Below are 14,610 nucleotides of genomic sequence, written 5' to 3' on the forward strand. Positions count from 1 at the left end.
CGGCGCTTACCTTGTTTCATCCGCACGTAGCGCAGCAATGACATTTTCCATGCCTGCACTACGCGATCCTTTCACCAGCAGTGTGGTGTTAGGCGGCAGAGTATTAATAACATGACGCACTAGCGTCTCGTGGTCGTCAAAATGCAGCCCGCGACCGAAGGCTTCACTTGCTGAACGGGCGGCATCACCAAAAGTCAGCAATGTATCGATACCCAGTGACGCAGCGTAATGACCGATCTCAGCATGTAGGGCATGAGACTCGCTACCCAACTCCCCCATTGCGCCAAGCGCGCACCAGCGCGGTGTAGGAAAGTTCGCTAACGCATCCAACGCCGCTTTCACAGCACCAGGATTTGCGTTATAGGTGTCGTCTAACAACGTCGTATTGCGCACGCCGGACACGATGCTTAACCTACCAGATAATGAGGACAATTCGCATAGTCCCGTCACTACTTGCTCTGGTGTAACGCCTAATGCGAGAGCCGCTGCAGCAGCCGCCAAAGCATTACTCACATTATGCTTACCAATCAAGGGCAGTTGGACGTCACCCAGCACTTGGCCACGCTCAACAAGCGTAAAAGCATACCGCCCCAAAGAGTCGCACGAAAGTGCGGACGCGTGAACGTCCGCATCGCCATGTAAGCCGTAGCTTACAACTTTCTTGCTTCCCGCACAGGCTGACCAAAATTCAAAGTAATAGTCATCGCGATTTAGCACCGCGATACCACCTTCAACCAGCCCGGTTAATATTTCGCTTTTGGCTTGGGCAATTTGCCCCATACCGCCAAACTCTCCGACATGTGCGCCTGTTACATTGGTAATGATGGCGACATTAGGAGAGGTCAACTGGCTGGTCCAGGCAATTTCGCCCAAATGGTTAGCCCCTAGCTCAATCACACCTACCTGATGGTGCGTTGCTAAACGCAGCAATGTCAGCGGCGCACCAATGTCATTGTTTAAGTTGCCCTCTGTCGCCAGAACACCGCCTAATGGAGAAAGTAGCGCAGCCGTCATCTCTTTAACGGTTGTTTTACCGCTGTTGCCGGTGACAGCCACCAGCGGCAGTTTACAATGTTCACGCCAAGCCCGCGCCAGCAGGCCAAGGCCCAAACGCGTGTCTGCGCATACTAGCTGAGGAAGCAAACTGCTTACCGGGCGCTCAACCAGAGCAGCTGCAGCGCCTTTCTCAAGCGCCTGCTCAATAAAATCATGGCCATCAAAACGCGGCCCCTTCAAAGCCACAAACAGACACCCAGGCACAATATGACGCGTATCGGTAATTACCGCTGTGACCGACAACTCGCATAAAGTTTGCGGGACAGAAAGCTTTAGTGCTGAGGCAATACTAGCTAACGACCAGTTCATCACATGGCAGCCCTAAATTTGAAGGCTTTAATCACTTGTTCGCTATCTTGATAGTCATGACGCACGTTACCGATGTGCTGATAGGCCTCATGACCTTTTCCAGCCACCAAGATAACGTCCTGGGTATCAGCATGCTGAACCGCATGACAAATTGCCTGACTACGATCACCTATTTCCGTAAAGGCAGCCGCAGCAGAAAAGCCCGAAATAATTTGTTGGCGAATTTGCTCGGCAGACTCCTTACGCGGATTATCGTCAGTAACGATCACGTGGTCAGCTCGCTGCTCTGCTACAGCAGCCATTTCAGCTCGCTTTCCCGTATCACGCTCACCACCACAACCGAACAGGCACCATAGTTTCCCAGCGCTCCCTAAATGCTCTTTCAGCGCTTCAAGAGCATTAGCTAATGCATCCGGCGTGTGGGCATAATCGATAACAACGCTGGGCGCATCAACCTCGCGATATAACGCCATACGCCCAGGCACTGGGCTCAACTCAGTTGCTGACTCAAACAACTGATCTAAAGGCTCGCCCAACCCATAAAGTACACTAATGGCTAACAGCACATTGTCTAGGTTAAACCGCCCCATCAAACCGAGATTAAGCGTTTTTTCACCTTCCGGCGTAGCAACAAGAGCCTGTTGACCATATTCATGGGGATGCCAACCAATCACGCGCAGCGTCACTGCTTCATCGTCGCCTACTGCCAAAACACGCACACGGCTATCGCAGCCTGCCAGCATTAGCCGCGCAAGTGGATCATCTGCATTGACGACCGCAAGTACAAGCTCAGAACGCCGGAACAACTTTGCTTTTGCAGCGGCATAAGCCGCCATACTGCCATGGTAATCAAGGTGATCTCGCGTCAGGTTGGTGAATACGCCTGCGGCGACGTTCACTGCGTCTAAACGGCGTTGCTCAAGGGCATGCGAAGACGCTTCAAGCGCCACACGCTTCACTCCTTGGTTAGCTAAATCAGCCAAGGTTTCTTGCATTGCCAATGAACCAGGCGTAGTAAGGCCTGTGTCGACCAATTGGCCAAGGCGACCAACACCCAATGTCCCGATCACTCCAGCAGGCTTGCCAAGCAATTCGCTTAACGCTGCTATGTAATGGGTAACAGAGCTTTTCCCATTGGTGCCCGTCACCCCAATCACCTGGAGGTCTTCGGGAACAGAAAACAGTGTGCGACCTAGCTCACCAAGTCGCATAGACAGATGCGGCAAATAAAGTATTTGCCCGTCCAGAGAAACACCACCTTCTTTCGTGTGCGCCAAAACGAGTGATGCACCTGCCGCCAATGCTTGGTCAACAAACTCATAACCATCACGCTGACTACCAGGAATAGCCACAAATACATCGCCCATCGCTAACTTACGCGTATCCGTCACTAAGCGAAGCTGCTCTGGTAATTTAGGCAACTCCTCAGGTAATACAGCGTTAGGCCAAACCTGCTTTAGCGCAACCCATAGACTCTCTGGGGACAACCTCATGCAATCTCCTTATGCTACTCGACCTCGTGATCGGGCGGCACGTCCAGCAAACGTAGGGCATTACCTGTAACGCTAGAAAACACCGGAGCAGCCACTGCTCCACCATAAAATTGGCCAGCGCGAGGGTGATCAATCATAACGACGGTAACAATACGCGGGTCGGAAATAGGCGCAATCCCCGCAAAAACACTGCGGTAAGCATCAGTGGTATAACCTTGCTGCCCTATTTTACGCACCGTGCCTGTTTTCCCCCCCACACGATAGCCTTCAACGCGCGCTCGGCGACCACCGGTATAGGCGGCGACCGACGTTTCTAAAATATTCAGCAAATCATTGGCCACTGTGGGCGATATAGCAGGACTCCCCTGAGGAGGCTCAGAAAGCCTCAACAGCGAGGGCGGCAAACGCACGCCATTATTGGCTAGCGCAGTGTAAGCACTGGCCAATTGAACCGCTGAAACAGAGAGACCGTAACCATAGGAGAGCGTCGCTCGTTCACTTCGAGACCAGCGAACTGGCGCTGGCAAACTGCCTGTCGCCTCACCAGGAAAGCCGGTTCCCGGTGCTTGTCCAAGACCTAGCTGATTGTATTTTTCCCAAATGGCCGTATCGCTTAGCTGTAGCGCTAAACGAGACATACCAACGTTTGAAGATTTTTCTAGAATCCCCGCTAAATCTAAATCGCCATAATTACGGAAGTCTCGAATAGTGAACTGATCCAGGCGCATCCAGCCAGGCGAGGTGTCAACGATAGCATCACGATCTACAACACCACTTTCCAGTATTGCAGCCATTGCCAAAGGCTTCATAACAGACCCTGGTTCAAACACATCAACCAGTGCCTGGTTGCGTAAACCTCGCGGATCTAACCCAGCGCGGTTATTCGGGTTGTAAGAAGGCAAGTTAGCCATTGCTAACACTTCCCCTGTGCGCGCATCGAGCATTACTAACACTCCACCGTCCGCCTCATGCTCAGCGACAGCAGCGCGCAATTCACGGTAGGCCATATATTGAATACGCTGATCAATCGCCAACGTTAACTCACCGCCAGGTTGCGCTTCACGGATAACTCCGAGCTCACGAACTAAACGACCTCGTCGATCTTTTATGACTCGGCGTTGTCCAGGATGCCCCGCTAAGTAGGGCTGATAAGAGAGCTCTAGCCCCTCTTGCCCCACATCATCCACATTGGTAACACCCAGCAACTGCGCCGCCACTTCACCGGCTGGATAATAACGCTTGTATTCACGCTGCTGATAAACACCAGGCGTGCGTAAATCCAGTATGCGCTGGGCCGCATCGGGCGTCATTTGACGACGAAGGTACATAAATTCTCGACTGCTATATCGAGAGACACGGGATTCAAAGTCATCGAGCGACATGCCTAAAGCTTGCGCCAGCATTACTCGCTGAATGGCATCGGTAGGTAGCTCTTGAGGATTCGCCCAAAGTGTTACAACAGGCGTAGAAATAGCCAGAGGTTCACCATTACGATCAGTGATCATACCGCGGTGTGCGGGTATTGCCTCATGGCGAAGCGTACGGGCATCGCCCTGGCTCTGTAAAAACGGGCGATCAATTACCTGAAGCAGCGTAATCCTGCCGACTAAAATGGCTGACGCAAGCATTACAATAATGAGAATAAATAAAAAGCGTCCGCCAGCTAATGGCGGCGCAATAGGCATTTGACGGGATATCCCTCCCCGACTTTCGCGCTTCATGGTCGAATCACCTCGACATCATTCACATCGGGAATGCGCATTTCAAGCCGTTCCGTAGCAATTTGCTCTACACGGGCTGGAGTAGACCACGCCCCCTCTTCCAATAGCAGCTGCCCCCACTCGGTTTGCAGCTGATTTTTTTCCTGCTCTAACTGCTGTAGCTGCGCATACTGCACTCGCGTCATATGCGTGGTGGCAACCACTAAACCACCGGTCACGACACACGCCAAGAACAGCACGATAAGGATAACCGGCCAAGCTCGAAAACGTAGCTTGAAAGGCCATTCGGTGCGCAGCGTTGACGCCCAACGCTCTATCCGATCCATGCTCATGATCACACTCGTTTACGGGCGGCCCGCATGACGGCACTGCGCGCCCGAGGGTTAGCTTCCACCTCTTCATCACTTGGGCGTATTCCTTTACCCAAGGCTTCAAGACGGCGATTTAGCTGATCATCGCGAATAGGCACGCCTCGTGGCAAGTGCGTATCACCCCGCACATGGTGACGAATGAAGCGTTTTACACGACGATCTTCAAGCGAGTGGAAGCTAATCACAACCAGATGCCCACCAGGAGCCAGCACTTCCAATGCCCCCTCAAGCGCTGCATCCAGTTGATCGAGCTCACCATTTAAATAAATACGCAGCCCCTGAAACGCTTTGGTCGCTGGGTGACGACCCTTTTCCCAAGCAGGGTGAGCCTCTTTTAACACCTCGGCCAAGTCAACAGTATGCGTAAAAGGCTTTTCCACACGTCGCGTAACAACGGCTCGCGCCAAGCGCTTTGCGTAACGCTCTTCACCATAGGTTTTAAACACATTGGCAATATCATTTTCGCTAGCACGGGCTAAAAACGCAGCGGCACTCTCTCCTTGAGTAGGATCCATACGCATATCAAGAGGACCGTTGCGCATAAAGCTAAAGCCTCGCTCTGGATCATCTAACTGCGGGGAAGAAACACCAATATCTAGCAATACACCTGAAAGCTTTCCGTAAACCCCTTGCTCTTGTGCATATTCAACTAACCGAGCGAACTCTCGCTGCGTTATGTCGAAACGAGGATCATCGATATCTTTAGCGGCTGCTATTGCTTGAGGATCACGATCCATGGCCATTAAACGACCTTGTTCGCTCAGGCGCGAAAGAATAACGCGGGAGTGCCCGCCTCGCCCAAACGTACCGTCTAAATAAATACCATCAGGATTATGAACAAGTGTATCTACCGCCCCTTCTAATAAGACGCTGGTGTGGCGAAAATGGGAAGTAACCTGGTCAGCGTCAGGAGAAGGCATGTTAATCTCACACAGTGTTAAGAAAGGTGCGAACGGCGCACCTTTTATGGAAATGGGGAGTCGGCCGATAAGCCGGGTTCTGTCGTGGACAGTCATTCCTCTAGGCGCTGCGTCACCACAGCGCTCAAGCAACCTACCCGGATCCAGCGCGGGCCACGCCATTGGATCCCTATTTGGTCTTGCTCCGAGTGGGGTTTACCATGCCACGCACTGTTGCCAGGCGCGCGGTGCGCTCTTACCGCACCCTTTCACCCTTACCGGCCTCGAAAGGCTTAGGCGGTCTACTCTCTGCTGCACTTTCCGTCGGCTTACGCCGCCCAGGCGTTACCTGGCACTCTGCCCTATGGAGCCCGGACTTTCCTCCCCCAACACACTTTTACAAGTGTGTTAGCGGCGACTGTCTGGCCAACTCCGGCGGCAAGCATACCAGCGCCCCGCCGTCGCCTCAATGCCCACCTTTCAATGCTTGCAATCTTGCGTACCACTCCTGCTTTCGGCCGCCTAGCATTTTTGCAGCAACGGCTGCCCCCTGCTTGACGCCAACCCCCTCTGCTAGCATGGCTTTAAGCAACTCATCAGCAGCAATAGATTGCTCATCGCTTTGAACAACGGGCGGCGCCCCAGCGATCATTACGACAAACTCTCCACGACCTTGGTTAGGGTCTTGCCTAAGCTGATCCAACAATGATGACGGCGAGCCCTGCAAAAAAGTCTCATACGTTTTGGTCAATTCTCGGGCCAGAACAACCGCTCGCTCAGGCATTTGTTCACATAACGATTCGAGCGTGTGCTCAATACGGTGAGGTGACTCGTAAAAAACCAGCGTTTCTTCTCGACACTGCCATTTTTCAAGCGCTTGCCGTCGCGCACTTGGCTTAGATGGCAAAAACCCACCAAATGTAAACTTATCAGTCGGCAACCCAGCCGCTGAAAGTGCACTGACCAGCGCACAAGGCCCAGGAAGCGGCACAATCTGCCTACCCCGCAATCGCAACTCTCTTACCAATACAAAACCCGGATCGCATATCAGCGGCGTTCCCGCATCACTGATTAGGGCAATGCTTTCCCCCGCCATTAAGTAGCTATCCACGGTATCAACTCGTCGTGCCTCATTATGTTCATGCAATGAAAGCATCGGCTTATTAATGCCTAGATGCGCCAACAAGCGGCCGCTGTGGCGTGTATCCTCCGCAGCAATACGTGATACCTCTGCTAATACCCGAGCAGCGCGTGGCGATAAGTCTTCCAAATTCCCAATTGGTGTTGCAACCACGTACAATATACCCGGATGCTGGTGTGTCATCGTGACTCCCGATTTGTTAATAGCCTGCACTGACGGTGCGCCATGCTTGTGCAATGGTAAATTTATCTGCTCATTGAGCGACGGCAGCGCAAATGGAAACTAAGGAAGGATACATGAAACAGTCAATACGTGGATTACTAGCCACTGCCTTCATGGCGCTTCTGATTACAGGGTGCGCTATGCAATCCCCAAGTGTGGTTGACCGCGTCCCTGACCAGGATGCCAGCCGACTACTTAGTCAAGCTGAGCAGCAAGCACCTGAGCAAGCTGCCAAGACGCGACTGGAAGCGGCTAATATCCTTGCTAGACAAGGGCAACGCGAAAATGCTTTTGACGCAGCCGATGCGGTTGATGAAAACATGCTTTCAGAATCGGATCGGGTGCGCTGGGCAATGCTTTTCTCTGAACTTGCTCGTGGCATGGACAACCCCCGCGCGGTCCTGCGCGCGACCCAGGTGCTTGACGACGAACTCCCCATGCAGGCAAACCAACAAGAAACCCTTGCAGAACGGCAGCAGTGGGCACGCCAAGCCTTGGATCAGGCTGAATATACGAAAGTATCCATACCTGAATTAGAGGGTGTCGAAATACGCCGCATAGCAGTGGCCTTACCAGAATCTGGCCCACTAAGTAGCGTGGCTAACGCTATCGCTTCTGCAATGCGCCGTCATCACGAGTTGCGCGGAGATAATGTACAACTTAATTTCATCAATGCGTCTCAATATTCATTAGATGAAATTTACCAACGCGCAGAGCAGATGAATGCCCAACTTTTGATTGGCCCAATTGACAAAGGTCAAGTCACTCAACTTGAGCAGCGCAATAGTGTACCACTACCGACACTGGCTCTGAACTATGGCAACAGCGCAAGCAATCAAGCACCTCAACTCCTTCAGTACGGTTTATCCGCTGAAGATGAAGCCCGCCAAGCAGCTCGCCGAGCCTTTCAGGACGGCCATCGTCAAATGGCTATTATGGTGCCCGACAATGCCTGGGGACGCCGCGTAGGTGAAGCTTTCTGGAATGAGTGGCAAAGTCAAGGTGGTGAAATCACCAATGCCGTCCGCTACAACCCTAGCAGCGCCGTAGCCAACGCAGTCAAAACAGCCCTAAATGTCAGCGGCGATCGCGCCCGCCTAGGGAACATTGATGCACTATTCTTACTAGCACTTCCCGAGTACGCGCGCCAAGTGCCGCCGACCATGGACTACTACTACGCCCCCAGCCTGCCTGTTTATGCTACCTCCCACCTTCATGAAGGGCGTCTACAGACACGTTTAGACCAAGACCTAAATGATGTGATGTTTATCGATATTCCATGGCAAATCCCTGACGCAGCAGTTGGCGGGGAAGAAGCGCTGCCCTTCTATTCGACATATGCCGAGCTTCGCAACGAGTCAGAAGCGTCAATGTTCCGCCTGATGGCAATGGGCGTGGATGCTTACGAGCTTGGCATTCGCCTATCAGACTTATCAGCCCTTGACGGCATGAATGGAAGCACTGGCACTCTTCGCTTATCAGATGATGGCAGGGTTTATCGAGAACTACCGTGGGCGAAATTCCAAAATGGCGTGCCTTCACCCATTTTGATTCCCGGCCTACTGAACGATGACCAATAGTTATCAGAATCCCAATACACCGCAAACAGCACGGACGCGGGGCGCAGCCATTGAGCAATTAGCCGCTCAATGGCTGCAGCAACATGGCTTAACACTTGTCACTAGCAATCATCACGTTAAAGGTGGTGAGCTTGATCTTGTGATGAAAGACCAGGATATCCTGGTCTTTATCGAGGTCAAACATCGCACCACTACCCGTTACGGCCACCCCTTAGAGACCGTCACTGCACAGAAGCGACACCGCTTAATACGAGCAGCCAAGCTCTATATCGCTCGGCATGCTGTTTCAAGTCCGTGTCGCTTTGATATCCTAGCGATCACAGGCACGCCTCCCACGCTTGAATTCCAGTGGGAAAAAGCGGCTTTTGATGCTTACTGATACCTTTACCTAGGAAGCCCTAATGGACTTTCAATCACGCATACTTAATCACTTTAACGCCAGCATAGACACGAAGACATATGCCAGCGAAGTGCTGCCGCCTTTTATCGAAGTCGCCAGCCAAATGATGGTTCAGTGCTTAGTTAACGAAGGTAAAGTTCTCGCCTGCGGCAATGGCGGCAGCGCAGGCGATAGCCAGCACTTTTCGTCCGAGCTATTGAATCGTTTTGAGCGTGAGCGCCCAAGCCTACCCGCACTAGCACTGACAACCGATACCTCAACACTTACCTCGATCGCCAACGACTACAGTTATAATGAAGTGTTTTCCAAGCAGATCAGGGCGCTAGGCCAGCCCGGCGATGTCTTATTAGCCATTTCCACTAGCGGCAACTCAGCCAATATCGTTCAAGCCATCCAGGCGGCCCATGACCGCGATATGACGGTTGTCGCGCTGACTGGCAGAGATGGAGGCGATATGGCGTCACTACTAGGCCAGGATGACTGTGAGATTCGCGTTCCAGCAACATCCACTGCGCGCATTCAAGAGGTTCACCTACTCGTCATCCACTGCTTATGTGATTTAATTGACGAACAGCTCTTTGGCGGAGTCGACTAAATAGTCAGCACAAAACAAATTAAACTGAGCAGATCAAACTGCACAGACACAATCAAACGGGTAGATTAACACCTACTGACTTTACATTTTGAAAGGAGTCATCGCCATGGTCCTACGCTATTCTTTATACAAACTGACTGCCGTTGTGACACTGAGCGTTATTTTACTTACTGGATGTGCAAATAACGCAGCATCTAACCCTTCCAATTATGGTCAGCGCAGCAGTGATGTTGAAGCCATTGACACAACTATTGAACGTGAAGCACCACGTGCGCTGGAACGCTCAGATGCCCGCTTAAGGGATGCACGCATCAGGGCGCATAGCTATAACGGCTCACTACTTCTGGTAGGGCAAGTACCTAGCGAGGAACTACGCAATAAAGCAGGTGAAGTCGCCAGCTCTCTACGAGGCGTAGACCAAGTACACAACGAACTCAGTATTGCTGCAAACCTACCCGCTAGCCAACGCCTAAACGATACCTGGCTAACCACCAATGTGATGAGCCAACTCGCCACCAATGATCGCATCGACTCATCAAAACTGAAAGTCACCACCGAAAACGCGACTGTGTATCTGATGGGCATGGTGACTCGAGATGAAGGTAACCGAATTGCTAACGCGGTATCCGCGGTTGGCGGCATTCAGCGAATCGTTAAAGTCTTTGACTATATCGATTGATTAAACACACTGTCATAAAAAAACCTCGTCCTCGGCTTTTCACCGAGACGAGGTTTTTTATTCACCAACTGCTTTACTAAGAAAAACCGTCGCTCAAGAGCATAAGTTAACCACTTAGCTAAAAACCACGCTACTTAACCACGCGTAGCGTCGGCTTTTTCTTAGCCTTTTTAGTCGATAGTGCAGAAACGTCACCCTCTTTTTCAGGGACAGGCTCTGTTACCGTTAACTCAGGCTTGGACGATTCATCAAAAGCGTCTGAAAAATCGCCATCTAATTCGGCATCATCAAACTCTGCCGCATCCAGCTCTGGCTCATGCCCAAACACCATACCAGCACCATTTTCACGAGCGTAGATCGCGATAAGCGCAGGCGTAGGAATCATTACCTGCATAGGCTGGCCACCAAAGCGAGCGTTAAACCCCATGGCCTGATTTTCCATAAACAGGTCACGCACAGCGGTCGGCGCTACATTCAACACAATTTGTCCATTTTGAACAAACTGCCGCGGTACTTCCACGCCTGGCTGCGTAGCATCAACCACCACATAAGGCGTTAACTCATTATCCAACAACCACTCATAGAGAGCTCGGGCGAGATAGGGACGGCTCGATTTCATAAGACTCCCTCCTCCTGACAAATATGCCCCTTACCCGATTAAGGAGAAGAGGCAGCATGAATTCAAGCGCGCATCTCTTTTTCACGCTCGTTTAAAGATGCTTTAAACGCTTCGCGTTCGAATACCCGCGACATATAGCCCAACAGAGGCTTTACCTGCTTTTCAGGCAATTCGATATTCAGATCAGGCAAACGCCATAAAATCGGCGCTAAACAGCAGTCTACAAGCGTAAACTCCTCACTCATAAAGTAAGGCATATCTTCAAAGATAGGCGAAATCCCAATGAGGCTTTCGCGCAGTTCTTTACGCGCCTTTTCCGCTTCTTTTTTACCACCGGTGCGTATTTGCTCCAGCATTGGGCACCACTCGCGCTCAATACGATGCATCCACAAACGGCTTTGCGCCCGCGCCACCGGATAAACAGGCAGCAGAGGAGGATGAGGGAAACGCTCATCCAGATACTCCATCATGACCTTAGATTCATAAAGCACTAAGTCACGATCTAGCAGCGTAGGCACGCTGTTGTACGGGTTGAGGTCTGCTAACTCTTCAGGTGGACGCTCGTCGCTGACATCAACGATATCAACCGCCACCCCCTTTTCAGCCAGAACAATGCGCACACGATGACTAAAATGATCATCATTACCAGAGTAAAAGATCATCGACGACCGCTTGGCCACAACACCCATGAAAGCATCCTCGCATCAAAACAATCTTTGATAATAACACGCCAGCGCTAGCTTATGGGATGGTAACCCGCTTTGCATTACGACTGACTAAATAAACAAAGGGCGCACGGCTTCCGCCGTGCGCCCGACATGCCATTCATCACTTAATTATTAGTGAACATCTCGCCAGTACTCACGCTTAAGCAAGTAGGCAATCACACCAAAAATGAAAATGAAGATCAGCACTTTAGGTGCCAGCGCCTGAGCTTGAAGCTTTGAGGGTTCGCCCACATAAGCTAGGAAGTTAGTAAGATCATACATCGCTTCCTCAAACTCAGCAGGCTCCATGGAACCTGGCTGGGTCACCTGCAGCACATCACAAGACTGGTACTTACCCGACAAAGGATCGGGTGACTGACCCGCCACCGGATGATCAGTTTCTGAGCACACCAGCTCTTGTACGCCCTGCAGAGGCTCCAGCACGTTAGGCATCGCAACCAGATCAAATACCGTGTTGTTAACACCAGTGGGGCGGCTCGGATCTTTGTAGAAGCCAAGCAGATAGGAGTAGATCCAATCCGTTCCACGCACACGCGTTTTTAGCGATAGATCGGGCGGCGGAGCACCAAACCAAGATTCAGCATCGCCACTATTCATTGCAATATGCATCTGATCATTAAACGCCAGATCAGAGGAGAAAATCAGATTTTCTTCAACCAAATCCTGGGGCATCCCCAGATCTTCAGCCGCACGAGCAAAGCGTTGATACTTAAGCGAATGGCAGCCCATGCAGTAGTTAACATAGAGCTTCATGCCATTTTGCAGCGAGGCTTGATCATGCAGATCAGGATCCATCGAGTGCGGGACACTCGCACCACCGGCAGCCATCGCAGTTACTGGCACTAAGGCGAAAAGGAGTCCAAAAAGATACTTTTTCATTAGCCAGTCACCCTTTCCGGAACGGGTTTAGTCTTCTCCAGCTTGGTGTAGAACGGCATCAAGACAAAGAAGGCGAAATAAATCACGGTGCACGCCTGGGCTAGTAGCGTCCTGCCCTCTGTCGATGGCAACACACCCAAAACACCAAGGATGACAAAGCTGATAGCAAACAGCGTCAACATGGTTTTCGACATCCAGCCTTTATAACGCATTGAGCGTACCGGACTACGATCCAGCCATGGAAGGACAAACAATATCGCAATTGCAGCCCCCATGAATATAACACCAAGGAACTTGGCGTCTAAGCCGAACACCGAGAAAGTAATGGCGCGAAGAATGGCATAGAAAGGCGTCATATACCAAACGGGCGCGATATGATCAGGTGTTTGTAGCGGGTTAGCTTGATCAAAGTTTGGCTTTTCAATAAAGTAGCCGCCGCCTTCTGGGAAGTAGAACACCACCACACAGAAAACGAACAGGAATACCGCAACACCCACCAAGTCTTTTACCGTGTAGTAAGGATGGAAGGGAATTCCATCTAACGGCACGCCCGCCTCATCTTTCTTCTGCTTAATATCAATACCATCAGGGTTATTTGAACCCACTTCATGCAGCGCAATAATATGCAGCACGACGAGCGCTAAAATAACAATTGGCAAAGCAACCACATGCAGTGCAAAGAAACGGTTGAGGGTAATGCCTGAAATCAGGAAGTCACCACGCACCCACTGAGCCAGATCGGGACCAATGCCAGGAATCGCGGAGAACAGCGAAATAATAACCTGAGCACCCCAGTAAGACATCTGACCCCATGGCAACAAATAGCCCATAAAGGCTTCTGCCATTAGCACCAGATAAATAGTCATACCAAACACCCACACTAATTCGCGAGGCGCTTTGTAGGAACCATACAAGAGACCACGGAACATATGCAGATAGACGACAAGAAAGAAGGCAGAAGCGCCGGTGGTGTGCATATAGCGAATCAACCACCCCCACTCCACATCACGCATAATGTATTCGACAGAATCGAATGCACCTTCAGCAGAGGGGTTAAAGCTCATGGTTAACCAAACCCCGGTCAAGATTTGGTTAACCAACGCCAACAGCGCTAATGAGCCAAAGAAATACCAAAAGTTGAAGTTTTTAGGCGCGTAATATTTGGAAAGATGCTCTTGCCACATCTGAGTAGCAGGGAAGCGATCGTCTACCCAACGCATGAGGCCCTTTTCCGCCTTGGCTTTATTCGGATTACCCATTAGGCAGCCTCCTCATCTTCGCCGATGACAATAATGTCATCATTTTCAAAGCGGTAGGGTGGAACCTCAAGATTAGTCGGCGCAGGTACATTACTGAACACGCGACCGGCCAAGTCAAAGCGAGAGCCATGACATGGGCAGAAGAAACCACCCGGCCAATTATCAACCCCCACCCCTTCAGCATTCGGCTCAGGCCGGAACAGGGGCGAACAACCCAAATGCGTACAGATACCAATCAATACGCCTATTTCTGGCTTGATAGAGCGCAAGTCACCCTGGATATACGCTGGCTGCTGCGGCACCTCCGAATTAGGATCCGCTAAACTGTCGGCACCTAACGCTTCCGTTCGCTCAATCATTTCCGGCGTACGATTAATAATCCAAATCGGCCGACCACGCCACTCAACGGTCATACGCTGCCCAGGCTCAAGCTTCGATATATCAGCTTGAACAGGCGCACCTGCCGCTCTTGCCTTGGCACTAGGCTGCCAAGAAGCCACAAAGGGGACCGCAACCCCGACAGCGCCCACCGCCCCCACAACGGAGGTGGCGCCTACAAGGAAACGGCGCCGACCTTTGTTTACGCCGTTATCTGCCATTTCTGGTTTCTCCCATCAGCTTACCCGTTCCGCCGCAAAGGCGTCTTGCGACGACGAATA

At 51.5% G+C, this 14,610-nt stretch carries 15 protein-coding genes and 1 other RNA gene; 4 read left to right on the forward strand and 12 right to left on the reverse strand.

What is annotated here, in order from left to right; translation table 11 throughout:
* Positions 1–6 precede the first annotated feature (6 nt).
* From murF to rsmI, 7 genes are all read right to left on the reverse strand, one after another.
* Positions 7–1,365, reverse strand: a complete 1,359-nt coding sequence (murF, locus tag J4377_RS10795; RefSeq protein WP_253485513.1) for a UDP-N-acetylmuramoyl-tripeptide--D-alanyl-D-alanine ligase — start codon at positions 1,363–1,365, stop codon at positions 7–9.
* Entirely contained in the window at positions 1,365–2,858 is a 1,494-nt protein-coding gene (locus J4377_RS10800) for a UDP-N-acetylmuramoyl-L-alanyl-D-glutamate--2,6-diaminopimelate ligase (protein ID WP_253485515.1), read from the reverse strand. Before J4377_RS10800 ends, murF begins: the two co-directional genes overlap by 1 nt.
* Before the next feature lie 14 nt (positions 2,859–2,872).
* Positions 2,873–4,579, reverse strand: a complete 1,707-nt coding sequence (locus tag J4377_RS10805) for a penicillin-binding protein 2 (RefSeq protein ID WP_038485418.1) — start codon at positions 4,577–4,579, stop codon at positions 2,873–2,875.
* On the reverse strand, positions 4,576–4,911 hold the full coding sequence (ftsL, locus tag J4377_RS10810; RefSeq protein ID WP_038485421.1) for a cell division protein FtsL: 336 nt from the start codon (positions 4,909–4,911) through the stop codon (positions 4,576–4,578). Before ftsL ends, J4377_RS10805 begins: the two co-directional genes overlap by 4 nt.
* A gap of 2 nt (positions 4,912–4,913) precedes the next feature.
* Positions 4,914–5,870, reverse strand: a complete 957-nt coding sequence (gene rsmH / locus J4377_RS10815) for a 16S rRNA (cytosine(1402)-N(4))-methyltransferase RsmH (protein ID WP_038485424.1) — start codon at positions 5,868–5,870, stop codon at positions 4,914–4,916.
* 52 nt (positions 5,871–5,922) lie between these two features.
* Positions 5,923–6,283: RNase P RNA component class A (gene rnpB, locus J4377_RS10820), an RNA gene on the reverse strand.
* A 32-nt stretch (positions 6,284–6,315) separates the two neighbouring features.
* Complete coding sequence (gene rsmI, locus J4377_RS10825) at positions 6,316–7,173, reverse strand: 16S rRNA (cytidine(1402)-2'-O)-methyltransferase (RefSeq protein ID WP_253485517.1); 858 nt, start codon at positions 7,171–7,173, stop codon at positions 6,316–6,318.
* Positions 7,174–7,286: 113 nt separating this feature from the next.
* On the opposite strand from rsmI, the gene J4377_RS10830 reads away from it, so the two are divergent.
* The 4 genes from J4377_RS10830 (at position 7,287) to J4377_RS10845 (ending at position 10,466) form a co-directional block, all read left to right on the forward strand.
* Complete coding sequence (locus J4377_RS10830; RefSeq protein ID WP_253485520.1) at positions 7,287–8,792, forward strand: penicillin-binding protein activator; 1,506 nt, start codon at positions 7,287–7,289, stop codon at positions 8,790–8,792.
* Positions 8,782–9,171: a YraN family protein gene (locus J4377_RS10835; RefSeq protein WP_038485433.1), complete on the forward strand. Its 390-nt coding sequence runs from the start codon at positions 8,782–8,784 to the stop codon at positions 9,169–9,171. Before J4377_RS10830 ends, J4377_RS10835 begins: the two co-directional genes overlap by 11 nt.
* A 22-nt stretch (positions 9,172–9,193) precedes the next feature.
* Positions 9,194–9,787, forward strand: a complete 594-nt coding sequence (locus tag J4377_RS10840) for a phosphoheptose isomerase (protein ID WP_038485436.1) — start codon at positions 9,194–9,196, stop codon at positions 9,785–9,787.
* Positions 9,788–9,893: 106 nt separating this feature from the next.
* The gene (locus tag J4377_RS10845) at positions 9,894–10,466 is read left to right on the forward strand and encodes a BON domain-containing protein (protein WP_038485439.1); all 573 of its coding nucleotides are present in this window, start codon (positions 9,894–9,896) and stop codon (positions 10,464–10,466) included.
* 130 nt (positions 10,467–10,596) lie between these two features.
* On the opposite strand, the gene J4377_RS10850 is transcribed toward J4377_RS10845, so the two are convergent.
* The 5 genes from J4377_RS10850 to petA all read right to left on the reverse strand — a co-directional run bounded on the left by J4377_RS10850 (position 10,597) and on the right by petA (position 14,550).
* On the reverse strand, positions 10,597–11,085 hold the full coding sequence (locus J4377_RS10850) for a ClpXP protease specificity-enhancing factor (RefSeq protein ID WP_253485522.1): 489 nt from the start codon (positions 11,083–11,085) through the stop codon (positions 10,597–10,599).
* A 62-nt stretch (positions 11,086–11,147) separates the two neighbouring features.
* Positions 11,148–11,774, reverse strand: coding sequence for a stringent starvation protein SspA (gene sspA, locus J4377_RS10855; protein ID WP_038485445.1), 627 nt, complete (start codon positions 11,772–11,774; stop codon positions 11,148–11,150).
* Between the two features lie 150 nt (positions 11,775–11,924).
* A complete protein-coding gene (locus J4377_RS10860; RefSeq protein WP_038485448.1) occupies positions 11,925–12,692 on the reverse strand; it encodes a cytochrome c1 in 768 nt (255 codons plus the stop codon).
* Positions 12,692–13,951 (reverse strand): cytochrome bc complex cytochrome b subunit, encoded by a 1,260-nt coding sequence (locus J4377_RS10865; protein ID WP_038485451.1) that lies wholly within the window; start codon positions 13,949–13,951, stop codon positions 12,692–12,694. The genes J4377_RS10860 and J4377_RS10865 overlap by 1 nt, the downstream gene beginning before the upstream one ends.
* Entirely contained in the window at positions 13,951–14,550 is a 600-nt protein-coding gene (gene petA, locus J4377_RS10870) for a ubiquinol-cytochrome c reductase iron-sulfur subunit (RefSeq protein ID WP_038485454.1), read from the reverse strand. The genes J4377_RS10865 and petA overlap by 1 nt, the downstream gene beginning before the upstream one ends.
* Between the last annotated feature and the right edge of the window lie 60 nt (positions 14,551–14,610).

The organism is Halomonas sp. XH26 (assembly GCF_024138895.1).
In the GTDB taxonomy this organism is placed as follows: domain Bacteria; phylum Pseudomonadota; class Gammaproteobacteria; order Pseudomonadales; family Halomonadaceae; genus Vreelandella; species Vreelandella alkaliphila.